This is a genomic window from Actinomycetota bacterium (genome assembly GCA_019347575.1).
Taxonomy (GTDB): domain Bacteria; phylum Actinomycetota; class Nitriliruptoria; order Nitriliruptorales; family Nitriliruptoraceae; genus JAHWKY01.
Genome location: JAHWKY010000007.1, coordinates 1 through 23,322, shown reverse-complemented (window position 1 = coordinate 23,322; position 23,322 = coordinate 1). Strand labels below are relative to the sequence as shown.

Below are 23,322 nucleotides of genomic sequence, written 5' to 3'. Positions count from 1 at the left end.
CTGGCACTGAGCTGTGCGGCCGCTCAGGGGGTTGACAACAGCTGCGCTGTGAGGGAAACATCTGGTGCGAACGTACGTACAAGGCTGGCTTGAGGATGTCGGAGTGGGCGCGGTTGGAGGGCATCCATCCCAAGACGGCGTACCGCTGGCTCTGTGATGGGCAAGATGCCCGTGCCAGCGGAGAAGACCCCGTCAGGGTCCATCCTGGTGCAGGACCCCAAGTACCAGCCGCCCGGTGGCAACGGGCGGACGGTGGTGTACGCCAGAGTGTCGTCCCACGAGCAGGGGCCATGGTTGGAGGGGCGGGTGTCACGCACCGTGGCGGCTGCCACCCGGCGGGGGCTGTGGGTCGATGAGGTCGTGACCGAGGTTGTGACCGAGGTCGGCTCGGGCGTGGACGGCCGCCGCCGGAGCCTGTCGAGGCTGCTGGCCGACCCGAGGGTGACCACGCTTGGTGGTCGAGCGCCGGGAGGATCTGGCCCGGTTCGGGGTCGATCACCTGGAGTCGGCGTTGGCAGCGGCCGGACGCCGGATCGTGGTGGTCGACCACGACGACCACACCGACGACGAGCTGGTAGGGGACATGGTCGAGGTGCTCAGCTGGATGTGTGCCCGCCGGTACGGCCGTCGTGGTGCCCGCAACCGCGCGGAGAGGGCCATGCGGTGCGCGGCGAACGATGTCGGCCCCGCCAGCCCCATGGTGGGCTGATGGGTGCCACGGCGCCACGGCTGTACGGGGTGAAGGTCGCACTCGACCCCACCCCGGTTCAGTCACGGCTGTTGGCGTCGCATGCGGGTGCGGCCCGGTTCGTGTTCAACCGGATGCTCGCCGAGGTCAAGGCCACCCTCGACGCACGCGAGTGGGAGCGGCGGCTGCTGGGCGGGGCGTTGACCCCGGCCGACAGCTGGACCCTGCCGGCGCTGCGGCGCTCGTGGAACGCCGGCAAGGACGTGTGGGCGCCGTGGTGGGGCGAGGTGTCCAAGGAGGCGTTCAACCACGGCCTGCAGTCGCTGGCGGACGCCCTGGCGAACTGGGCCGACTCCAGGGCCGGGGGGCGTGGCGGACAAGCGATCGGCTTCCCCACCTTCCGTGGCCGGCGTGCCCGCCTCTCGTTCTCCTACACCACCGGGTCGTTCCGCCCCAACCCGGACGAGGTGTCGGTGCAGCTGCCCCGGGTCGGCCGGGTCCACACCCACGAGCGGCTCGACGAGCTGATCACCGCGGTCGCGGCCGGCGAGGTCCGCATCATCCGCGCCACCATCTCCCACAGCCGGGGCCGCTGGTGGTGCTCGTTCACGGTCGAGGATGTCCGCGACGTGACCCTCGACGACAAGCCGCATGCGGTCGTGGGGGTCGACGCTGGCGTGGTCGATCTGCTCGTGGTCGCCACCCCCGACGGCCACCAGGTGCTGGGGGTCCCCGCCCCCAAACCGCTGGCCGACGCACAGGCGAAGTTGCGTCGGTTGCAGCGCAGAGCCGCACGCCAGCAGCGCGGTTCCGGCCGGTGGCGCCGCACCATGCGGCGCGTGGGCAAGACGCACGCCCGGGTGGCGAACCTGCGGGCGGACACGATCCACAAGGCCACCACCGCCATCGCGAAGATGGCCGACACCGTCGTGATCGAGGACCTCAACACCAAAGCCATGGCGGCCCGCAAGCCCGGTGCGGGCAACGCCGGCCGCGGGTTCAACCGTGCCGTGGCCGACGCCGCGCTCGGCGAGTGCCTACGGCAACTGGCCTACAAGACCGCCTGGTACGGCGGCACGCTGATCCGAGCCGACCGCTGGTACCCCTCGTCCAAGACCTGTTCGTCGTGCGGCAGCCGAGAGCCAAAGCTGCCCCTCGACGTGCGCCACTGGACCTGCACCTCGTGCGGGGCCGAGCACGACCGTGACCGCAACGCGGCCACCAACCTCGCACACCTCGCGGTGTGCACGTCCTGCCGCCAGTGGGGCGGGGACGCAAAACACGGACGTGGAGCCACCCATCAGCCCTGCGCCGCCCAGGCGGCACAGGCAGGAGGCCGTGAAACGTCAACCCAGCCGGACCCGACGGTCCACAACACTGGGACCGCCACCCCGCAAGAGGTGGCTGCATGAAGAGCGAGACGAATACTCCCTCAACTGCAACGGTGTGGTTCCCTACGGCATGTAGCCGCCATCCGCTACGTGAGCACCCGGGTGTGCTACCGCCATCCGGCTACATGAGCACCCGCACCACACGAGAGGGAAGCCTTGCCCGCGACTGACGAGGCCGTCCGGGCAGCCGTCGCCGCCTGCGCCGCGGCGGACGACAAGAAGGCCAGCGACATCCTCGTGCTCGAGGTCGCCGACATCCTCAACGTCGTCGACCTGTTCGTCGTGGCGAGCGCGGCCACGGACCGCCAGCTCCGCGCGGTCGCCGACGAGGTCGAGCGCAAGCTGCGCGAGGATCACGACCGCCGGCCACTACGCCGTGAGGGCGAACCCGCTTCGGGCTGGATGCTGCTCGACTACGGCGACATCGTGTGCCACCTCTTCGAGGACGAGCGGCGCGACTACTACGCGCTCGAGCGGCTGTGGTCCGACGTCCCCCGACGCGATCCGGTGACCGGCGAGTTGTACACCGCGGCCGTGGCCGAGGGGAGTCGGTGAAGCGGCTCGTCCTCATCCGCCACGGCGAGTCGGCGTGGAACGTCGAGCGTCGCATCCAGGGCCAGTCGGGGTCGAGGCTGTCCGACCGTGGCCGACAGCAGGCCAAGCACACCGCGGCGTGGGTGGTCGAGAGCTACGGCGGGGCGCGTCTCGTCACCTCGGACCTGCAGCGTTGCCTCGAGACAACCGCGCCGATCGCGGCTGCGCTCGGCCGCGAGCCGGTCACGGAGCAGGGTGTCCGCGAGCGCGACTTCGGTCGCTGGACCGGCAAGCTCGTCACCGAAGTGGCCGAGCTCGACCCGGCGATCTGGCGCCGCTGGACGGCTGGTGACGATGTGGTCGCAGAGGTCGGTGGCGAGGGCACGGCCGACTTCAGCGCGCGCGTCATCGAGGCGTACGACCGCATCCTGCTTGACACTCCCGACGACGGCGTGACCGTGTGTGTGACGCACGGCGGCCCCGTCTGGCACGGAACCCGCCGCCTGCTCGATCTCCCCATGAACGCGCTGGGAGGCGTCGGCAACGCATCGGTGACCGAGATCGCCTTCGACGACACTTGGGGCCGGCGCCTCATCGTGTGGAACCAGGGCGCGCACCTCCCCGTCGATCTGCGGTCGTGGCCCCACGCGGCGGACGCCGCCGACGTCGAGGACGACGACGCCCCAACCGTCGGGGAGTGAGGCACTCCGGAGACCCCGTCAGTGGTGCGTCAGAACAGCGACCGGAGGACAACGGCCAGCACCCAGGCGGCGAGCGCGAAGACGCCGGCCATGAGGGCCACCATGCCGATCCCCCCCGCAGCCTGCTGCAGCACGCTGCTATCTCCGCGGTCAGGTGTCCGTCCCCGTGACGCCATCCGGAGGCTGATGTAGACCGCCGCGGCACCGGTAGCTGCGGCCAGCGCCGCGAGAGGCAGCGGGTCCAGCACCGGTCCGGGTGTCGCGGGGGAGAGGCCGAGCGTCACCACGCCCGCCGCGACGAGCGCGGGAACGAGCAGACGGGGACGGACGAGCTGGCCGAGCATGTAGGCGAACTCGCCGAGGACGAGTCGCCACAGGGGACGCTTGCGGTCAGGTGGCAGACCCTGGTGACGCCGCATCGCCCGGCGCGCGGTCGCCATCGCACTCGAGAACACCGGGTTCGTCATCCCAAGGGACTCTACCCGCCACTGCCTGACGCTCACGTGCCCGTTCGGAGCCCGACTTCACGGACCGAGAGACGATCGGTGACGAGAGCCGCCACCGGTCCGATCGTGGCGGTAACGAGGACGTAACCTGCGGCGATCGCCGAGAGCCGCTGAGATGCTCCCGCAGTCACGCCCAGCGCCGCGATCACGATGGAGAACTCGCCCCGTGCCACCAACGCGGCGGCTGCTCGCCACCGTCCCCAGGTTCCGATCCTGCTTCGCGCGCCTCCGAGCCAGGCGACGGCCGTCTTGGTCGCAGCCGTGATCCCCGTCAGGGCCAGGACCGGCACGATGACCCCGGGCAGGACGCCGGGATCGGTCGAGAGGCCGAAGAACACGAAGAAGACCGCAGCGAACAGGTCGCGGAGCGGCGAGAGGAGCGTCTCCGCGCGGTGGGCCGCCGGACCGGAGATCCCGATGCCGACGAGGAAGGCACCCACTGCGGCGGAAACGTGCACCCACTCCGCGAGTCCAGCGGCGATGAGGGTGACGCCGAGGATCGAGAGGATGTTCACCTCGTCCGAGTCCGAGAACGCCAGGCTGCTGATGCGCTCGCCGTGGCGCACCGACAGCGTCAGGGCGAACGCCACCGCGGTCAGCGCGACAGCGACTGACAGGCTCGCCCCCGCCACCGTGCCCCCCAGGGCGACGGCTCCGAGGACGGGGAGGATGACGGCCATCGCGAGGTCCTCGAAGACGAGCACCGACAGGATCAGCGGGGTCTCGCGGTTGCCGGCCCATCCCAGGTCACCGACCACCTTGGCGATGACGCCGGATGACGAGATGTAGGTCACTCCTCCCAGGAACAGCGCGGGCACGATGCCCATCCGCATGATCAGACCCGCCGCGAACCCGGGGGCGAAGTTGAGCCCGAGGTCGACCAGACCGACCGGCGTCGCACGGCGCATGTTGTCGATGAGTTCACGTCCCGAGTACTCCAGCCCGAGCATGAGCAGGAGCAGGATCACACCCAGCTCCGCTCCGGTGCCGACGAACTCCTCCGAGGTCACGAGCGGGAGCAAACCTCCCTCGCCGAAGGCGAGCCCCGCGCCCAGGTACAGGGGGATGGGTGAGAGCGCCAGGCGCCTGGCCAGCCGTGCCATCACCGCCAGGACGGTCAGCACGCCCCCGAGTTCGAGCCAGAGGAGGACCGTGTGATCCACGTCAGCTCGGCTGGAGCAGAGCTCGGACCTTCTCGACCCCGTCCGTGGTGCCAGCCGCGACGAGGGTGTCACCGACCTCGAACACGAAGCTCGGGTCCGGTGCCGGGACCGGGTTGGGGGCACGGATCACGGCCACGATGCTGGCACCCGTCTGCGTCCTGATGCGAAGCTGCCCGATGGAACGGCCCACGGCGGGGGAGCCAGGATCCACGTCCAACCACTCGAAGACAAGACCCTCGACCTCGTAGGTGCGGCGGCCGACGTCCTCGGTCACGGAGACCACATCGAGCGCCTCGACGAGGCTGTGAGCGTCGTCGTCCGACAGGTTCACGGCCATGTCGGTGCGGTCAGGGTCTCCGGGACGGCACACGAAGACCTCGCGGCGGCCTCCGTGGTGCTGGACGACGCCCATCCGACGTCCCTCGTCGGTGAAGAACTCCACGCGCTTCCCGATGCCGGGAAGCGCGGTCTCGTCGAGATGGCCCACTTGAACCTCCGTTGCTGCCGTCTCCGATGCGGCATCGAACTCGAGCGCGTCCTCCTCACGAGCGACCGAGACGCGCTAGCCAACCGCCGCGACTGGTTCCCGCGACGAACCGGCGGAGGAAGCGTTCCTCGCCCTCATCGGTACCGATGAGTATGACGTCAGACCCCACTGGGAGCGGCTCGTCGAGGTCGACGATGGTCCGCACCTCTCGGTTCGTCGCGACGCCGACGACGTAGCACCCCGTTTCGCGCGGGATGTGGGTAGCCCGGAGGGGGCGACGCGTCAGCTCGTCGGGTACGGGAATCCTGAACATCACCAGACCGGCGGCCAGCAGGACCGTCGACTCCGACCGTAGCGTGTTCCACGCCTCGGTAGCACCTGCCGACGCGTACGACAGGACGAAGTCGGCACCAGCGCGATGCATCGACGACAGGTTGCGATCCACCGTGACCCTCCCGAGGATCTCGATCCCGGGACGGAGCTTGCGACAGTAGAGGGTCAGGAACAGGTTCGTGTCATCGTCGTGCGTCGTGATGGCTACGGCCGCCGCGTCCTCGATCCCGGCACGACGGAGGGTCTGCAGGTCGGCGGCGTCGCCCTGCACGTAACGGTCGTCGTCCCTGATCCGGTCGGGCAGCCGTTCGACGATCCGGAACGGAGTGCCCGCCTCATCGAGAGCGGCGGCGGTGGCGCGCCCGACCCGACCGCCCCCGATGATGACGACGGGCCGCGCGGTCCCCTTCCCGTCGGCTGTGGTCCCAGCTTCAGCTGGTGCGAAGGCCTCGTTGTACGCCTCGATCTGCTCCTCGGTCGCAGCGAGCAGCAGGATGGACTCTGCGCGGACGCGGATATCGGGCGTCGCCATCTCGAGGCTCCCGCGGTCCCAGAGCGCCACGACGGTCACGCCGAAACGGCGGCGGAGCCCCAGCTGCATCAGCGTCTGGCCGACCAGTTCGGTCCCCGTGGCCGACGTCTCGGCGATCACGAGGTCCTGGAACCGCGCGATCGCCCTCGCCTGGGCTGTGGGCGACAGGATGCGGTTTGCGAAGGCTCGTCCGAGGATCTCCCCCAGGCGTAGCACGTGGTCGCAACCGGCAAGCTCCAGGATGTCGACCGAGTCGGCATCGTTCGCCGTCGCGACGACCACCGCCTCATCGGTGACCTCACGAAGGGTGAACGCGATGTTCGTGTTCGTCGCGTCGGCTCGACCCGTGTAGAGCATGACCGCCTGGTCGGCACGGATCCGACGGTACGTGTCCGGGTCGTCGTACGCCCCGACCGCCACGCGGTAGCCGGCGTCGTGCAGGGCAAGCCCCTCTTCGACGTCATCGACCAACAGCACGTATGGCGTTCCCGATGCCTTCAGGCGATCGATCAGCGCCACGCCGACCGGATCGCGGCTGGCCACGATGACGTGCTCCGATGTCGACTCAGACAGCGAGCGGGGGGCGCTGGCACGTCGCACCGCTGCCCGCCACGGCACGTACACGACCTGTATGAACGTGAACGGCAGCATCACCAGGATCAGAATGGCCCCGGCGAAGAGCACGACCAGCGAGTAGATCCTGCCGATGTCACTGGCGAACGTGATGTCCCCGTACCCCAGCGTGCTCATCGTCACGAGCGTCCAGTAGACGCTACTGGGCCAGCTGAAGTCCCGACCCTCGTACTCCATGATCGCGTGGAAGCCGATGCTGAACATCGCGACCGACACCACCAGGATGACGAACAGCCGCACCAGCGCGCGGACGCTGGCCTCGCTGTCGGGAGCCGACAAGGCCGCGATGAGGGTGGTGAGGAACTTCATCCGAGGCCAGACTAAACGCCTGCGCGACAGCGCGGTCGGGCTGAGGGGGACGCGATCTTGGGTGGACCCGATGGGATTTGAACCCACGACTTCTGCCATGCCATGGCAGCGCTCTGCCGAGCTGAGCTACGGGCCCGAGTGCGTCGCGGAGCGTACCTGAGGGTGCAGAGGCGGACGAACGCGGTCGGTACGCTCGCTCGCGTTCCCGAACTGGCGAGCCGATGACCGCGCGTTACGACCCGACCGAGCGCTACGACCCCCTGGCTTTCGAACCCGCCATCGCTAAGCGCTGGTACGACGAGCGCACTTACACGACCCAGCTCGGTGACGGCGCCGGCGTGTTCTACGCCCTGACGATGTTCCCCTACCCCTCAGGTGACCTGCACATGGGGCATGGCGAGATCTTCTCGCTGCACGACACTCTGGTCCGGCACAAGCGCATGACCGGCGTCGAGGTGTTCAACCCCATCGGTTGGGACGCGTTCGGTCTGCCGGCCGAGAACGCGGCGAGGCAGCGGGGCGTCGACCCCAAGCGCTGGACCTACGACAACATCGAGGAGCAGCGCAGCTCGATCGTCCGGCTCGGCTACTCGTTCGATTGGTCGACGCGTCTGCACACCTGCGACCCGGAGTACTACGCCTGGACGCAGTGGATCTTCCTCGAGCTGTTCGACGCCAGGCTCGCCTACCGCCGTGAGGCAGCCGTCAACTGGTGCCCGGGTTGCCAGACGGTCCTGGCCAACGAGCAGGTGATCGACGGTCGCTGCGAGCGCAGCGACGACCCGGTCGAGCGGCGCCCGCTGACGCAGTGGTTCTTCCGCATCACCGACTACGCCCAGGAACTGCTCGACGATCTCGACAAGATCGAGTGGCCGGACCGCGTCAAGAACATGCAACGCAACTGGATCGGCCGGTCCGAGGGGGCCCAGATCACGTTCCGGACCGAGGACGGCGAGGACGTGGTCGTCTACACCACCCGCCCCGACACGGTCTACGGCGCGACCTACTTCGTGTTCGCCCCCGAGCATCCGGTGGTCGCGCAGCGGATGGTCGGCAACGCCGAGTACGACGCGTTCCTCGACGAGGTCGGACGCAAGTCCGAGATCGAGCGGATGAGCGAGACGTCGGGCGGGTTGGCGAAGCGCGGCTTCCGCCTCGACTTCGACATGGTCAACCCGATGACCGAAGAGCGCATCCCCGCCTACGCGGCCGACTACGTGCTGATGGACTACGGCACCGGCGCCATCATGGCCGTCCCGGTCGGCGATCAGCGTGACTTCGAGTTCGCTCGGCAGGAGGGACTCGAGATCCGGGTCATCATCCAGCCCCAAGGGATGGACGAGCCGCTGCGTGCGGAGGACATGACCGAGGCCTACGTCGGCCCGGGCGAGATCGTCAACTCCGCACCCCTCGACGGGCTGGCGGTCGACGAGGCGAAGCGTCGCATCGTCGAGCTGCTCGAGGAGCGCGGGGTGGGGACGGGCAGCGTGAACTTCCGGCTGCGTGACTGGTTGATCTCGCGCCAGCGGTCGTGGGGCGCGCCGATCCCGATCATCCACTGTCCCGCCTGCGGTGAGGTGGGGGTGCCGCGGGACCAGCTACCGGTCCGGCTTCCCGACGACCTCGACTTCACCGTGGACGGATCGCCGCTGGCGATGCACCCGACCTGGAAGCACGTGTCGTGTCCGCGCTGTGGCAACGAGGACGCCATCCGCGACACCGACACGATGGACACGTTCGTCGATTCCTCGTGGTACTTCCTCCGCTACCTGTCTCCGAACGACGCCGACCAGCCGTGGCCGACCGATCTCGTCAACGCGGTCCTACCCGTGGATCAGTACACCGGCGGCGTCGAGCACGCCGTCCTGCACCTGCTCTACGCACGGTTCTTCGTCAAGGCACTGCGAGACCGCGGCTACCTCGCGTTCGACGAGCCGTTCGTGCGCCTGCTCAACCAGGGTCAGGTCATCCTCGGTGGGGCCGCGATGTCGAAGTCGAGAGGCAACCTCGTCACGCCCGGTGAGGTCTACAACGAGTTCGGCGCCGACACCCTCCGAGGCACGATGCTGTTCGCCTCTCCTCCGGAGGATGACATCGACTGGGCGGACGTCTCGCCCACCGGCATGCACAAGTGGCTCGCCCGCGTGTGGCGGTTGACCCTCGAGCACCTCGATGACGAGCGTGAGGCGGGCTCCGGCGATGCCGTGGCGGCGCTGCAGAAGGCCGTCGCGGTGGCCATCGACGGAGCGTCCGGCGACTACGAGGCGTTCAAGTACAACACCGCGATCGCCAAGCTGATGACGCTGACCAACGAGCTGCAGGCCGCCCGCCACGAGGGGGTGACCGGCGGGGTCGTCCGCGAGGCCATCGAGACCCTCCTGCTGATGCTCGCTCCGATCTGCCCGTTCGTGACCGAGGAGCTGTGGCGCCGGCTCGGGCACGACGACTCGGTGCACGACCGGTCGTGGCCCACCGCCGATACCGCCCTGCTGGTCGAGGACGAGGTCGACCTCGTGGTCCAGGTGGACGGCAAGGTGCGAGGCCGGGTGAGCGTGGCCCTCGGCGCGGACCAGCTCCGCGCCGAGGACGCCGCCCGAGCCGATGACAACGTCGCCGCCCACCTCGAAGGGGTGGAGGTCGTCAAGGTCGTGCACGTCCCGGACCGGCTCATCAACTTCGTCACCGCCTGACGTGGGTGCGCGCTTCGTCGCGGCCAACGGCCTGCGTTTCGCCTACCTGGAAGACGGTCCGGAGCGAGGCCCGTTGGCCCTGTGCCTGCACGGCTTCCCCGACCACGCCCCCACCTTCCGCCACCTGCTGCCGCAGCTCGCCGCTGCCGGCTTCCACGCGGTCGCCCCGTGGCTGCGTGGCTACGCGCCCAGCGCGGTCCCCGAGGACGGTGATGTGTCGCTCGACACCCTGGCAGCGGATGCCAACGCGCTCCACGAGGCCCTGGGTGGGGACGCCCGAGCGGTGATCGTCGGCCACGATTGGGGCGCGTTGGCAGCCCACCGGGCGGGCACAGCGGCGCCGCAGCGGTGGCGGCGCGTCGTCACGATCGCCGTGCCGCCGGAGTCGCACCTGGTACGGATGCACCTGACGCTCGCACAGGTGCGACGCTCCCACTACGCCGTCCGGATGCAGGCGCCGGGCGCGGTGGCGTGGTTGCGCGCGAACGACTTCCAGGCGATCGATGCCCTCTGGGGCGCGTGGTCGCCGTCCTACCGTCGACCTGCGGAGGATCGGTTCGCCCTCCGGGCCACGCTCCGCAGCCCCGGCACGCTCGAGACCGCCGTCGGCTACTACCGCCAGGTCCGACGGGACGCCACGATCGGACGGTTCCCACGCCCCGATGCGCTCCCGCCCCAGCCACACCTGTACCTGCACGGCCTGGCAGACGGCTGCGTGGGTGGGGAGATCGCTCAGGGCGTGCGCCTCGCCCACCCCAAGTCCCGTGTCGAGTTGATCCCGGGTGCCGGGCACTTCCTGCACCTCGAGCACCCCGTCGTGATCGGCGAGACGATCACCGCGTTCCTCACCGAGAGCTAGGCGGGAAAGGTGCGTCGCCGCGCCGCGGGGGTCGCAGTCGCCGGGCGCATCCGGTGCCACCGTCCTCCTACGCTCGGGGCTCGCGGTTCGGGAGCGGATGACGTGGGTCACGTGGCGGTCGTCACCGATTCGACCGTGGACCTCGCACCGTCGCACACCGACGAGCTCGGGCTCCGCGTCGTGCCGATGACCGTGACGTTCGCCGACGAGTCCTACACCTCGCGCATCACGATCACCGATGAGCGCTTCTACGAGCGGCTCCGTGCCAGCCCTACGCTCCCGACGACGTCCCAGCCGGTCCCAGCCTGGTTCGAGGAGGCCTACGCGGATGCGGCGGACGAGGACGCGGACGGGGTCGTGAGCATCCACGTGTCCGGTGCGCTGTCGGGGACCGTCGAGACCGCCCGGCAGGCCGCCGAGGACGCCCCGCTGCCGGTCGAGGTCGTCGACTCCCGCCAGGTGAGTGGGGGGCTGGCGCTCGCCGTGATGGCCGCCGTGGAGGCCGCGGACGCCGGCGCCGACCTCGCCGAGACCGCTCGCGTCGCCGCGGACGTCGCGGCCCGCGCCAGCTTCTTCTTCACGGTCGACACGCTCGACTACCTGCGTCGAGGCGGCCGACTCAGCGGTGCTCAAGCGATGGTCGGCAACGTCCTGCGGGTCAAGCCGATCCTCACGATCCGCGACGGTGAGGTCGAGGTGCTGGAACGCACGAGGACGTGGTCACGGGCCACCGACCGGCTCATCGAGCTCTGCCACGGGGCCGTGGGTGATGCGGAGGCCGACGTGGTGCTGGTCCACGGCCTCGCCGGGGAGCGTGCGGCGTCGGTGGGCGCCGCCCTCGACCAGCGGCTGACCGTGGCACGTCGGATCGATGCCGTGATCGGGCCGGTGGTGGGGACGCACTGTGGACCCGGCGCGATCGGGATCGCGGTCGTCCCGACGTGACGTAGGGTCCCGGTTCTCCACAGGACCGCCAGCATCCGCACGTGACCGCGACGCGTGCGAGCGCGACCCTCCGACTGTGGAGGAGAGCGGGTTCACCGAACGGCTGAGGCGAGCCTCCCAGTGGCTCGACGCGACGCCCTCCGAGCTCACGGGGCTCGCCGTGCTGCTCGTCGGTGGCCTGGCGCTCACCGGGTACATCTGGATGGCGACGCCTCGCGGCGCCCCGCCGCTGGAGACCGTGACCGACGCGGCGGCGGTCCCGACCTCTGTGCCCGTGATCGTCCACGTCGCCGGTGCGGTGCTGCAGCCCGGTGTCCTCGAGCTCCCGAGCGGGGCGCGTGTCGGCGATGCGCTCGCCGCAGCGGGCGGTGCGCGCGCCGACGCGGACCTCGACGCCATCAACCTCGCCCGCGTCCTCAGCGACGGGGAGCAGTTGCACGTCCCCGTACGTGGGATGTCGCCAGGCGTCGAGGGTGAGGTCGGAGGTGGATCGGCAGCCGGTGCCTGGCGCGACGGTGTCCTCGATCTGAACGCGGCGACCACGGAGGACCTCGAGCAGCTGCCCGGGATCGGCCCGGTGCTGGCACAGCGGATCGCGGACTGGCGTGACGAGCACGGTCCCTTCCGCGAGGTCGGCGAGCTGCGTGACGTTCCGGGGATCGGCGAGCGCACGTTCCAGGCGCTGGCGGACGTGATCGCGGTGTCGTGAGGTCGCGCGCGACGACCGTACGTGGGCCCGTCGTGGTGTGGAGCGTCCTCGCTGTGGTCGCTGCCAGCACGGGGGCGGGCAAGCCGCGAGCGTCCGTACTCGCCGTGGCGTTCGCAGCCGCGATGGTGCTGGCGACGTTCGCTACCCGGCGCCGACGTCTCGGTCGGTGGGCCGCGGTCATCGCCGTCGCGCTCGCCGTTGGAAGCACCGCGGGCGTCCGCGCCGTCCGCATCGCCACGGGACCGCTGGCCGAGCTGGCAGCCCGTGGTGGGGCGGTCGGGTTCGAGGCGGTGGTCGTGAGCGAGCCGCGCGTCGACGAGCACGGGTGGTGGGCGCTGCTGCGGGTCACCCGCCTGGCCGAGATCGACACACGCGAGCGGGCCTTCGTCCGCGGTGAGGCGGATCCTCCGGCACTCGGATCCTCGTGGCGGGGCATCGCATCGGCCCGCCCGCTCGAGGACACGCCCTTCGACCGCTACCTGCGCAGCCTGCACCTCGGGGTCCGGCTCGATCCCCGGTCGTGGCGTCAGGTGGCCGCTCCGGGTGCCGTCGCCCGCTCCACCGAGGTGGTCCGGGCAGCGGTCCGCGATGCGGCATCACGGTGGCTGCCTCCGGCTCCCTCGGGACTCGCGACCGGGCTCGTGACCGGGGACACACGCCTGCTCCCCGAGGCGGATGCCGAGGCCATGCTCGTCACCGGACTCAGCCACCTCACCGCCGTCAGCGGCTCCAACGTCGCGATCGTCGTGCTCGGCACGGTCATCGTCGGCCACACGCTCCGGCTCGGGGCGCGGGGGAGGAGGCGACTGGTCGCCGCCACGCTCGTGTGGTTCGCGTTGCTGACCCGGCTCGATCCGAGCGTCCTGCGTGCTGGTGTCGTCGCGGGGCTCGTGCTGCTGGCGCAGGCGGTCGGTCGACGCACGGAACCCGCGTACGCGCTCGCCGCTGCGCTGCTGCTGCTCGTCGTGGTCGATCCCTTCCTCGCCCGCTCACTCGGTCTCCTGCTGTCTGCGGCCGCCGCCGGCGGGGTGCTGCTGCTCGCGCCTCGGGTCCGTCGGCGACTGGGCTGGTTGCCCGGTCGGGCGGGGGACCTCGTCGCCGTGACGCTGGGGGCCCAGATCGCCGTCGCGCCACTGCTGCTGATCCACACCGAAGGGGTCCCGGTCGTGTCGATCCCGGCCAACCTCATCGCGGTCCCGGCGGCGGCCGTCGCCGCCGCACTCGCGATCGCGTCGGCGCCGTTCGCGGTCGTCGACGAACGCCTGGCGGCGCCGGGTCTGCTGCTGGCACGCCCCGCCCTCGCTGTGGTGCTCGCGGTCGCTCGAGCGCTGGCCGGTCGTGGTCTGCTCGTGTCGTCAGCAGCTCCCGCAGCGTTGATGGCCGCGATCGCGGTGATCGCGTGGCTGGTCGCGCAGCCGCGGTCACGACTGGCGCACCGCGCCGCTCTGGCGAGCGTCGTCGTGCTGTGCTGGTCCATCCTGCCGCTCCCGGCCAGACCCGTGACGGACCTGCGGGTGACCGCCATCGACGTCGGGCAGGGCGACGCGATCCTGGTCGAGGCACCGGGCACCGCGATCCTGGTGGACGCGGGGCCGGACACCGCGGCCGTCACCTGGCTGCGGCGGCACCGCCCCGCACCGCTCGACCTCTTCGTCGTGTCCCATCCCCACCTCGATCACATCGGCGGCGCCGTCGAGGTGATCGAGACGATCGGGGCGAGAGCGGTCTGGCTGCGACCGGTTCCCGTCGAGCACGATCTCGCGGCTGACGTCGCGAGCACCGCCAATGCCAGGGGCATCCTCGTCGTGGAGCCCCGGGCCGATCAGCACGTCAGGCTCGGCGACGTCCTCGTGGAGGTCCTCGCTCCGCCACCGGGTCGGCCCTACCGGGCCGCGGACTCGGAGCCCAACGAGATGTCGATCGTGATGCGCGTCTCGTGGCGCGGTCGGGCGGTGCTGCTCACCGGCGACGCCGAGCAGGACGCGCAGCGCGACCTGTCGGCACGCCCCGACCGACTCCGAGCGGGCCTCCTCAAGGTTCCCCACCACGGAGGCGCGACCAGCTCACCCGCCTTCCTCAGGGCCACGACTGCACGCGTCGCGATCGTCTCCGCAGGGTCGGGCAACCGCTACGGCCACCCGCATCCCGAACTGCTGGCCCTCCTGGAGTCGGCGGGGATGCAGGTGCGACGCACCGACCTCGAGGGGACGATCAGAGTGGTCGTGCCGCCGATCGGGGACGAGGCCGCGGACGCGCGGGACGGATCGAGGGCAGCGGTAGGCTCGGCGTATGCCCGACCGCGCCCCGCTGTACCTCATCGTCGGCGACGACGACCACCTCCTCCGCCGAGCCGCCGACCGGGTCACCACGGACCTACGGGCGGTGGCGCCGGACCTCGACGTCGATCTCCTCGACGCGGCCGAGACCACCCACCTGCCCGACCTGCGCACGGCATCGCTGTTCGGCGGGACCCGCTGCATCGTCCTGCGCGGCATCGAGGCCGTGTCGGGCGACCTCAAGGCCGAGCTCGAGGACTACGCCGCGTCTCCTGACCCGGACGCGACCGTCGTGCTGGTCGCCCGAGGCGTGGGTCGCATCCCCAAGCTCACCAAGCTCACGACGTCGTCGGGCGAGCGCATCGACGTCAAGGCACCCCTACCGTGGGACCAGCGCGGCTGGCGCGGGCTGGCCGAGTCGGAGTTCGCGTTCCACGGTCGGGACGCCGACGCGGCTGCCCTCAGCGCCGTGCTCGAGCGCGCCGGCAACGACGCCGCCGTCATCGCCTCGAAGGTCGCGCAGGTGGTCGCCGCGACCGAGCCCGGACGGCGGATCGGCGCCGAGGACGTCGAAGGGTCGGTCGAGGGCCACGGGACACGAGGGCCTTTCGCCGTGGCGGACGCGGTGGAAGCCCGCGATCCGGGCACGGCGATCGTCGGCCTCCGTGGGGCCCTCGAGGCCGGCGACGCACCGCTGGCGCTGCTCGGCGCCCTGGCCAGCCGCATCCGCCAGCTGCTTCAGGTCCGTGGCGGAGCCACGGCGTCGGAGGTCGGGGTCTCGCCGGGGCGTCACAAGATGCTCGCCCGGGGCGCGCGGAACTTCACGCCCGGCGAACTTGCCTGGTGCCACGACCGCGTCGCCCGGGTCGACCTCGATCTCAAGGGTTCGGACCTCCCCGCGGATGTGCTGATCGAGGTCGCCGTCATCGAGCTCGCGACCAGCCGCGAGGTGGGACGGCCGTGGAACCCGCTGGCGACGAACTGACCCCCGCGCCGGCGTCGTCCTGGCAACACCGCGCCGAGCGGCACCCGGCGGGGCGCGCCATCATCTCGCTGTTCATCCTCGTGGTCCTGGTCTCGATCACGGCTTGGAACCTGCCCAGGTCCGGGCTCCGCGACAGCCTCGTGCCCGTGGTGCGTCCTTTCGTCGAGACCGTCGGACTCGATCAGAACTGGTCCGTTTTCGCGCCGAACCCGCGGCGACTCACGCTGGACCTGACCGCTCGGGTGGAGTTCGCGGACGGCCGGAGCACGGTGTGGCGTCTGCCGCTGCACCGTGAACCGTTCCTCACCCCGTACCGCACCTACCGTTGGCAGAAGTGGATGGAGCACGTCCGTGCCGACGACAGCTCCGGTCTGTGGGGCCCCGTCGCCCGGTGGATCGCGGCCGAGCACGCGGATGAGGGTGAGGTCGTCCGGGTCACACTGGTGCGTCACTGGTACGACACCCCCGAACCCGGGAGCGGACAGGTCCGACCGGAGTGGAACCAGTACGAGTTCCACGTTCTGGATCTGGGGTCCTCGGGATGATCGCGTGGGGGCGGCAGGTCGTCGGGGCGTGGTCCACGTTCTGGTTCGACGAGCGATCGGTGGCACCGCTCGCCCTCGCGCGCATCGGCTACGGGCTGCTCCTGCTGGGCTGGACCGCGACGCTGCTGCCGGACGTCATCGACTTCTTCGGTCCGACGCCGGCAGCGACGACGACCATCGGCGGTTGGCGGTGGAGCGTATTCGAGGTAGCGGCATCGCCGGCAGCTCTGTGGACCGGTTACGTCGTGCTGATCGTCGCGGCGTTGGCGCTCACGGTCGGCCTGTTCACCCGTCTCGCGGCGATCGTGGCGTTCGTGCTGCTGCTCAGCTTCCAGCGGCAGAACGTATGGATCCTCAACTCCGGCGACCTCCTCGTCCGTCACCTCGGCCTGTTCCTCGCCCTCGGTGCAGCGGGCGGGGCGCTCTCGGTCGACCGCTGGCTCCGAGCCCGCGACCGGTTCTGGGAACCCGAGCCCCGACCGATCTGGCCGCTGCGTCTGATACAGGTCCAGCTCGCCGCCATGTACCTGTTCAGCGTGTGGGCGAAGGCGCGGGGCGACACCTGGGCCGAGGGAACCGCCGTTGGGTACGCGTTGCGGATCGACGACCTCACCCGGTTCGCCGTTCCGGACGTCATCACCGAACAGCTGGTGATCGTCAACCTGCTGACCTACGGGACGCTCGCCATCGAGCTGGCGATCCCGCTGCTCGTGTGGAACCGACGTCTCAGACCTTGGGTGCTGGGCCTCGGGGCGGTGATGCACGTCGCGATCGACCTGACGATCACGGTCGGGTTCTTCAGCTACGCCGTGTTCGTCGGCTACCTGGCGTTCATCCCGTCGGAGACCGCGGACCGACTCGTCGACCGACTGCGGATCGGAGCCGCTGCGAGCGGATCGGGTTCAGCCGACGAGCGCGCTGCGCAGGGCGCGGGTCGCGACACCGGCAGCGTCGAGGCGTAGCGGGTCGGCGTCCGCGAGCTGAGCGATGAGCTCGCGTGCGTACGCGACACGTTCGGCCCGGCGAGCGAGGTAGCGCTCGACCGCATCGCTCGCGGGGAGGTCGCGTTCGTTGGCGAGAGCTGCCGCGACGGCGAAGCTGCGGAGCTCGCGCAGGTCGTGCAGCAGGCCCGACCGCTCCCACCGCTCCCAGCGATCGTCGGGTTCGAACACGTCGAGCCTGCGTGCCAGACGATCCAGGTGCGTCGCGGCAGTGATGCGGAGGAAGGCGTCCGCCACCTCCGGGGGGTCCGCCTCGTCGATGCCGCGGACGACCTCGGAGATGTCAGGCACCATGGCGAGATCGCGGACGCAGGCCAGGCGCTGCGCCTGATCGGGGTCGACCAGGTCGTCGATGAGCTCGTGCATGCGCTCGATGCGGTGACGTCGCTGGGCGTCGGTGCCGAGTTCGAGCATCCGTCCCTCGAGCGCCTCGAACACCGGGCGGTCGCGCGCGACGAGCGTGCTGACCCCCACACCCGTCTCGGCGAGGTAGATGCGGGTCAGGGAGTCGATGAGCTTGTCGACCTCGCGCTTCCAGCTCATCGCACGTGACGGCCCGAGCAGCTGGTCGAGGTCCTCGATCGCCTGCCAGGTGGCCCCGGCGTCGCTGACGTCACGTGCGACCCAGTACGCGGCGACGACATCGTCCAGTCCGCGACCGTGCTCGGTTGCCACCCGGAAGGCGAAGTTCACGCCCATCCGGTTCACGATGTCGTTGGAGACGATCGTCGCGATGAGCTCACGGCGGAGTCGGTGGTCATCGATCAGCTCGTCGAACCGTTCGGCCAGCGTCGACGGGAAGTACCCGCGCAGGGTCGGAGCGAGCGCGGGATCATCGGGCAACGAGGAACGCAGGACCGACGCCATGACGTCACGCTTGGCGTAGCCCATCAGGACGGCGAGCTCGGGCCGCGTCAGTCCCGCGCCGGCGCTCCGTCGCTCCTGCATCTCCTCCGTTGAGGGAAGCGACTCGGCATCACGGTCGAGGACATCCCGATCCTCGAAGCCGGTCAGCATCGCCTCGTAGGCGTCCATGGCGGTGGGGCTCTCGGCAGCCTCCTGGCTCAGCCGCCACGTCTGGAGCTGGTTATCGCGCAGGACGAGTGCGACGACCTCCTCGGTGATGTCCTCGAGGATGCGGTCTCGCTCGTCCCGGTCGATGAGTCCCCGTTCGATCGCCACACCCAGCAGGATCTTGACGTTGACCTCGTGGTCGGAGATGTCCACGCCAGCGCTGTTGTCGATCGCGTCCATGTTGATACGGCCGCCCCGGCGGGCGTACTGGACCCGTGCGGGCTGCGTGAACGCGAGGTTGGCGCCCTCCGCCACGACGCGCGCGCGGACCTCGGTGGCGTTGACCCGCAGTTCCTCGTTGGCGCGGTCGCCCACCTGGCTGTGGGTCTGGTGCGACGCCTTCACGTACGTGCCGATCCCACCAGCCCAGAGCAGGTCCACGGGCGCCCGCAGGATCGCCTGGATGAGTTCGGCGGGCGTCCGCGTCTCGTCCTCGATGCGCAGCCGGTCTCGGACCTGGTCGCTGATCGGTATCGACTTCAGATCACGCGCCCACACCCCACCACCGGGGCTGATGAGCCCCGGGTCGTAGTCCGCCCAGGTCGAGCCGGGCATCTCGAACAGCCGGCGCCGTTCCTGGTACGACGCCTCGGGATCCGGATCGGGGTCGAGGAACACGTGGCGGTGGTCGAACGCGGCGACGAGTTGGACCGCGGGCGACTGCAGCATCCCGTTGCCGAAGACGTCCCCCGACATGTCGCCGATGCCGACGACCGTGATGGGATCGGTCTGTACGTCGATGTCGAGTTCGCGGAAGTGGCGCTGGACCGCGATCCACGCGCCACGGGCCGTGATACCGAGCACCTTGTGGTCGTAGCCGTGGGAGCCGCCGGACGCGAACGCATCGTCGAGCCAGAAGCCGTAGCGAGCGGCCACGGTGTTGGCGACGTCGCTGTAGGTGGCGGTTCCTCTGTCGGCGGCCACGACCAGGTAGGGGTCGTCGCCGTCGTGGCTCCGGACGCGGGCCGGCGGCACGATCTCGCCGGCGACGAGGTTGTCGGTGACCTCGAGCAGCGCACTCACGAACGTCTCGTACTGCCGACGGACGACATCGCGCAGTTCGTCGCGGTGGTCCGGGGAACGCTTCACGACGAACCCGCCCTTGGCCCCCGTCGGGACGATCACGGAGTTCTTCAGCATCTGGGCCTTCATCAGCCCCAACACCTCGGTGCGCACGTCGTCCATGCGGTCCGACCAGCGCAGACCGCCACGGGCGACGGGCCCGCCACGCAGGTGCACACCCTCGAGCGTCGGCGAGTACACGAAGATCTCCCGGTACGGCACGGGATCGGGCGCGTCGACGATGCGCGAGCTGTCGAACTTGAGCACGATGAACGGGTGACCGCTGGCGTCGGTGGAGCGGCGGTAGTAGTTCGTGCGCACGGTCGCGTCGATCAGGCTGCTGAAGCCGCGCAGGATGCGGTCGTGATCCAGACGCTCGACCTCGTCACACCGGTTCAGCACCTCGTGGCGCGCGGCGGCGATGGTCTCGGCGTCGGCTCGTGCGTCCGGATCGAACTTCGCCGCGAACAGCCGCAGGAGGGCACGCGCGACCGCGGGATGGCTGTTCATGGCCTCGTTGACGTACTCGGTCGAGTACGCCGTACCGAGCTGGCGGCGGTAGCGGCGGTAGGCACGCAGCAGGGTGACCTCGTACCAGTCGAGCTCGGCGCGGAGGACGAGCCGGTTGAGCGCGTCCACGTCGATCGCCCCGCTCCGTGCTGCCAGGGTCGCTTCGGCCAGCCGCTCCCCATCCCGCTCGAGATGGATGGGTTCGCCGTCGTCGGTGCGAACGCCGAAGTCGTGGATGTACAGCGGCGGGTCGTCACCGTCCAACTGGTACGGGCGCTCCTCGATGACCCGCAGCCCGAGCGACTCGAGGATCGGCAGGAAGCCTGACAGCTCGAGAGCAGCGCCCGCGGGGTAGGCCTTCACGCGGAGGAGTCCGTCGCCGTTGGCCGCGTGGTGAGCACGGACCCGCAGATCCGCTCCGGATCGCACCAGCCCCGCGAGCTCACGGACGTCGTCTGCGGCGATGTCGGTGGGTGTGACCTCCCGGTACCCCATGGGTACGCGGTCGGCGTACTGGCGTGCGAGTCGACGGCCGTCGGCCTCGCCGTGACGGCGGACCAGGTGGTTGGTGACCTCGTCGATCCAGGAGCGGGCCCGGCTGCGCACGTCGCGTTGGAGCTGGTCGATGTCGACCGAGTCGAGCGTCCGCTCGATCCCGTGCACCGTGAAACGCGCGACCGCCTCGGCGCGGTCGCCGAGGGAGAGGTCGACGTCGACACGCTGCGCCTGCCACCGGGAGACGAAGAGCTGCTGCAGCTCACGCCGTAGCGACGGGCTGTACTGGTCGCGCGGGACCGCGAGCAGGATCGATGCCGTGTGGGTGAACGCGTCCTGTCGTACCAGGACCCGGGTCTCCTCGTGCTCCTCGGCCGTCACGAGCTCGATGAGGTGGCGGTGCAGCGTGTCGGTGTCGGTCTGGAAGAGCTCGTCCTTGGGTAGTGCCTGGAACAGGCTGACCAGCGTGGCTTCGTCGTGACTGCCATGGACGACGTCCTCGCGCTCGAGGATCCGCTGGAGCTTGCGGCGCAGGACCGGGGTGTCGCGTGCGGGCTCGGCGTACGCCTTGCGTGTGAACAGCCCGACGATGCGGAACTCGCCTGCCACCCTGCCGTGCTCGTCCACGCGTTTCACACCGACGTAGTCCATGCGTGTGCGTCGGTGGACGGTGCTGAGCCGGTTCGTGCGCGAGATGTTCAGCAGCTCGCCCTCGAACGCCCGGTGCGCGAGCTCGGACTCCATCTCGCTCTCGGCGACCGGTTCGGCGTAGGTCGAGGTCTCCTCACGGCGCAGGATCCCCCGGCCGCTGCCCGGGATCACGTGGATCGTCCGTCCGTCGGCCCCGTGCGTGACCTCGTACTCGCGGATCCCGAGCAGGACGAAGTTCTCCTCGAGCAGCCACTCGAGCAGGTCCGCCGCCTCGGCGGCCTCGTCGGGGTCGTAGCGTCGCGGGGCGCTCTCCCGCGTCGCCGCGGCAGCGGCCTCGATGCGATCGCGCATCTGCTCGTAGTCGCCGGTGGCGGCGAGGGCGTCGCCCAGGACCTCGCGGAGGGCGTCGTACAGCGAGTCCGTGGTCTCGTCGTCGAGGACGGTGTCGAGTTCGAGGTGCAGGAACGACTCCCTCGTCGATGCGGTGCGTGCCGGCAGTACCTCCTCCAGCCTCCCGTCGTCGCCCCGTACCACCCCGAAGATGGGGTGCAGCATGCGCACGACGTCGTGTCCTCGGGCGTGGAGCTCCTCGGTCACGGTGGAGAGGAGGAACGGGCGGTCCTCGACGTTGATCTCGATGACGGTCCCGGGATCGCTCCAACCGTCGAGGGCGACCTCCGGCGTGAACACACGCACGGCAAGATCGCCGGGTGTGCGTTCATCGGCGAACGTGAACGCGGCGAGGATCTGGCTCGCGGTGGTCTCGGGGTCGGCCGCGGCGAGCTGTCCCGCGGGCACGCGCCGCAGCGCCATCTGTGCGAACGCGTGCACGAGATCGGCACGTTCCTGGGGCGCGGCGTCGTGGACGCGGGCGAGTAGCTCCTCGAGACGCTCCTCCCCGGCGGAGGAGTGCGCGGACACCGGCGTCGTCTCGATCACATCTCGACTGTAGCCACCTGGTCTGCGACGAACGGGGCCATCCGACCGCCCCGACGACGTCGAGGCGTGACCCGACATCCACCGAACTTGCATACTTGGAGGCATCCACGTGCACCCAGGTATTCAAGTTCGTGCGGTCGCGGCGGATGCGGCGTCGGGCAGGGCTCGCGTGCGGGGGTGCGTCGGGCGCTTCCGCGGAAGCGGGGCCCGTCCACAGCGACGCCTGCGGCGGGCGCCGCGGGGCGGGGCGGTTGGGTACGGTGCGACCTCCGGCGGCTGAGGGGATGCCGGTGCGAACGGGGGTGGCTCTCATCGCGGCGCTGACCGCGGGGGCAGTCCTGTGCGGGGCGTGCTCGTCGGGCAACGCCGAACCCGGATCGTCACCATCGCCGTTGACGTTCGGACCACCCTCCTTCCCCGCCACCGCCTACCCCACCCCCGATGACCCCTACGCCATCCCCGACACCATCGACGCCGCCTACATCGAGAAGGTCTACGGGGCGCTCGCCGAGGTTCAGCATGAGGCGAAGCGCGAACTGCTTGGGTCGTTCGGAGAGGTCGAAGTGCTTCCGTCTCCGGTACGCGACAGGTTGCGGGCCATCTACGCCGTCGATGCATTCACGAAGATCGCAGCGAAGTGGCAGGCGGACTTCCAGGAGCCCCACCCTCCTGACGTCCCCACGCCGTTGCGACCCGTATCCCTACGCGTCCTTGAGGTCCACACGGCAACACCTACATGCATCGTCGCCCTCGCCGACTACGACTTCTCGGGTGTCTCATCAGCGCCGCCTGCCGTTGAGCCGATCCAGTTCATCGCTCTCGTGCCCGCAACGCCCGATCGCGACCCAGAGGGTTTCAACCCGACGCCGTGGATCATCTCGTACGAGGTCCTTGAGGCGAGTGGCTCGCCCAGCGAGGAGGCGCCGTGCGACGCCTTCTCGTAGTCGCGGCAGTGGTGGTCCTCATTACACCTTCGCCAGCTCGCGGCCAGGTTCTTCCTCCGGGCTGCAACATCATCGACGCCGATGTCGTGTGCGACGGGGAGATGGAGGTGCCCGGGAAGCCGGGTAGCGGGGGGTCGGATGGCGACGCCCCGAACGGGGTCTGGGTGTCGTATCCGGTGGTCTCGACGGGGCCGGATGGCGCCCCGTGCATCGGGACGTCGGGTGAGTGGGCCGCCGACGAGGTCGAGGCGGACGCGATCCGGCTCGCCCGAGGTCGGGAGTTCTTCTTCGCCTACGAACGCGACGCCGCGGACGGACCCATCGCCAACTGCCCCGACGCCGGCCCCGGCGCCCCGGGCG

The 23,322-nt window shown here is 70.2% G+C and carries 17 protein-coding genes, 1 tRNA gene and 1 pseudogene; 13 read left to right on the top strand and 6 right to left on the bottom strand.

Annotated features, from left to right (window positions below; genetic code table 11):
• Nucleotides 1–89: 89 nt before the first annotated feature.
• The 4 genes and pseudogenes from KY469_06050 to KY469_06035 all read left to right on the top strand — a co-directional run bounded on the left by KY469_06050 (nt 90) and on the right by KY469_06035 (nt 3,314).
• Nucleotides 90–709: pseudogene (locus tag KY469_06050) on the top strand (IS607 family transposase).
• Nucleotides 709–2,100 carry an IS607 family element transposase accessory protein TnpB gene (gene tnpB, locus KY469_06045; protein ID MBW3662644.1) on the top strand — a complete coding sequence of 464 codons (1,392 nt, stop codon included), beginning with the start codon at nt 709–711 and terminating at the stop codon, nt 2,098–2,100. The pseudogene KY469_06050 and the gene tnpB overlap by 1 nt, the downstream one beginning before the upstream one ends.
• Nucleotides 2,101–2,235: 135 nt before the next feature.
• Nucleotides 2,236–2,634, top strand: a complete 399-nt coding sequence (rsfS, locus tag KY469_06040; protein ID MBW3662643.1) for a ribosome silencing factor — start codon at nt 2,236–2,238, stop codon at nt 2,632–2,634.
• A complete protein-coding gene (locus tag KY469_06035; GenBank protein ID MBW3662642.1) occupies nt 2,631–3,314 on the top strand; it encodes a histidine phosphatase family protein in 684 nt (227 codons plus the stop codon). Before rsfS ends, KY469_06035 begins: the two co-directional genes overlap by 4 nt.
• Nucleotides 3,315–3,343: 29 nt before the next feature.
• Here the strand turns inward: KY469_06035 and KY469_06030 are convergent, their stop codons facing one another.
• From KY469_06030 to KY469_06010, 5 genes are all read right to left on the bottom strand, one after another.
• The gene (locus KY469_06030) at nt 3,344–3,754 is read right to left on the bottom strand and encodes a hypothetical protein (GenBank protein MBW3662641.1); all 411 of its coding nucleotides are present in this window, start codon (nt 3,752–3,754) and stop codon (nt 3,344–3,346) included.
• 59 nt (nt 3,755–3,813) lie between these two features.
• Complete coding sequence (locus KY469_06025) at nt 3,814–4,983, bottom strand: cation:proton antiporter (GenBank protein ID MBW3662640.1); 1,170 nt, start codon at nt 4,981–4,983, stop codon at nt 3,814–3,816.
• 1 nt (nt 4,984) lies between these two features.
• Nucleotides 4,985–5,470 (bottom strand): potassium transporter TrkA, encoded by a 486-nt coding sequence (locus KY469_06020; protein MBW3662639.1) that lies wholly within the window; start codon nt 5,468–5,470, stop codon nt 4,985–4,987.
• A 55-nt stretch (nt 5,471–5,525) separates the two neighbouring features.
• Nucleotides 5,526–7,277: an NAD-binding protein gene (locus KY469_06015; protein MBW3662638.1), complete on the bottom strand. Its 1,752-nt coding sequence runs from the start codon at nt 7,275–7,277 to the stop codon at nt 5,526–5,528.
• Nucleotides 7,278–7,339: 62 nt separating this feature from the next.
• A tRNA-Ala gene (locus KY469_06010) sits at nt 7,340–7,413 on the bottom strand.
• Between the two features lie 85 nt (nt 7,414–7,498).
• Here KY469_06010 and leuS point away from each other — a divergent pair.
• From leuS to KY469_05975, 7 genes are all read left to right on the top strand, one after another.
• Entirely contained in the window at nt 7,499–9,967 is a 2,469-nt protein-coding gene (leuS, locus tag KY469_06005; protein ID MBW3662637.1) for a leucine--tRNA ligase, read from the top strand.
• Nucleotides 9,879–10,826 carry an alpha/beta hydrolase gene (locus tag KY469_06000; GenBank protein ID MBW3662636.1) on the top strand — a complete coding sequence of 316 codons (948 nt, stop codon included), beginning with the start codon at nt 9,879–9,881 and terminating at the stop codon, nt 10,824–10,826. Before leuS ends, KY469_06000 begins: the two co-directional genes overlap by 89 nt.
• 111 nt (nt 10,827–10,937) lie before the next feature.
• Nucleotides 10,938–11,771, top strand: a complete 834-nt coding sequence (locus KY469_05995) for a DegV family protein (protein ID MBW3662635.1) — start codon at nt 10,938–10,940, stop codon at nt 11,769–11,771.
• Nucleotides 11,772–11,847: 76 nt separating this feature from the next.
• Nucleotides 11,848–12,480, top strand: coding sequence for a helix-hairpin-helix domain-containing protein (locus KY469_05990; protein ID MBW3662634.1), 633 nt, complete (start codon nt 11,848–11,850; stop codon nt 12,478–12,480).
• Between the two features lie 32 nt (nt 12,481–12,512).
• A complete protein-coding gene (locus KY469_05985; protein MBW3662633.1) occupies nt 12,513–15,032 on the top strand; it encodes a DNA internalization-related competence protein ComEC/Rec2 in 2,520 nt (839 codons plus the stop codon).
• A 684-nt stretch (nt 15,033–15,716) separates the two neighbouring features.
• On the top strand, nt 15,717–16,286 hold the full coding sequence (locus KY469_05980; protein ID MBW3662632.1) for a hypothetical protein: 570 nt from the start codon (nt 15,717–15,719) through the stop codon (nt 16,284–16,286).
• Nucleotides 16,283–17,248: an HTTM domain-containing protein gene (locus KY469_05975; GenBank protein ID MBW3662631.1), complete on the top strand. Its 966-nt coding sequence runs from the start codon at nt 16,283–16,285 to the stop codon at nt 17,246–17,248. The genes KY469_05980 and KY469_05975 overlap by 4 nt, the downstream gene beginning before the upstream one ends.
• Here the strand turns inward: KY469_05975 and KY469_05970 are convergent.
• Nucleotides 17,189–22,018, bottom strand: a complete 4,830-nt coding sequence (locus tag KY469_05970; GenBank protein MBW3662630.1) for an NAD-glutamate dehydrogenase — start codon at nt 22,016–22,018, stop codon at nt 17,189–17,191. The genes KY469_05975 and KY469_05970 overlap by 60 nt on opposite strands.
• Before the next feature lie 290 nt (nt 22,019–22,308).
• Between KY469_05970 and KY469_05965 the strand changes: the two genes are divergently transcribed.
• Entirely contained in the window at nt 22,309–22,962 is a 654-nt protein-coding gene (locus tag KY469_05965) for a hypothetical protein (protein MBW3662629.1), read from the top strand.
• A partial coding sequence (locus KY469_05960) for a hypothetical protein (protein MBW3662628.1) occupies nt 22,944–23,322 on the top strand: 379 nt, incomplete at its 3' end. The genes KY469_05965 and KY469_05960, both read left to right, overlap by 19 nt.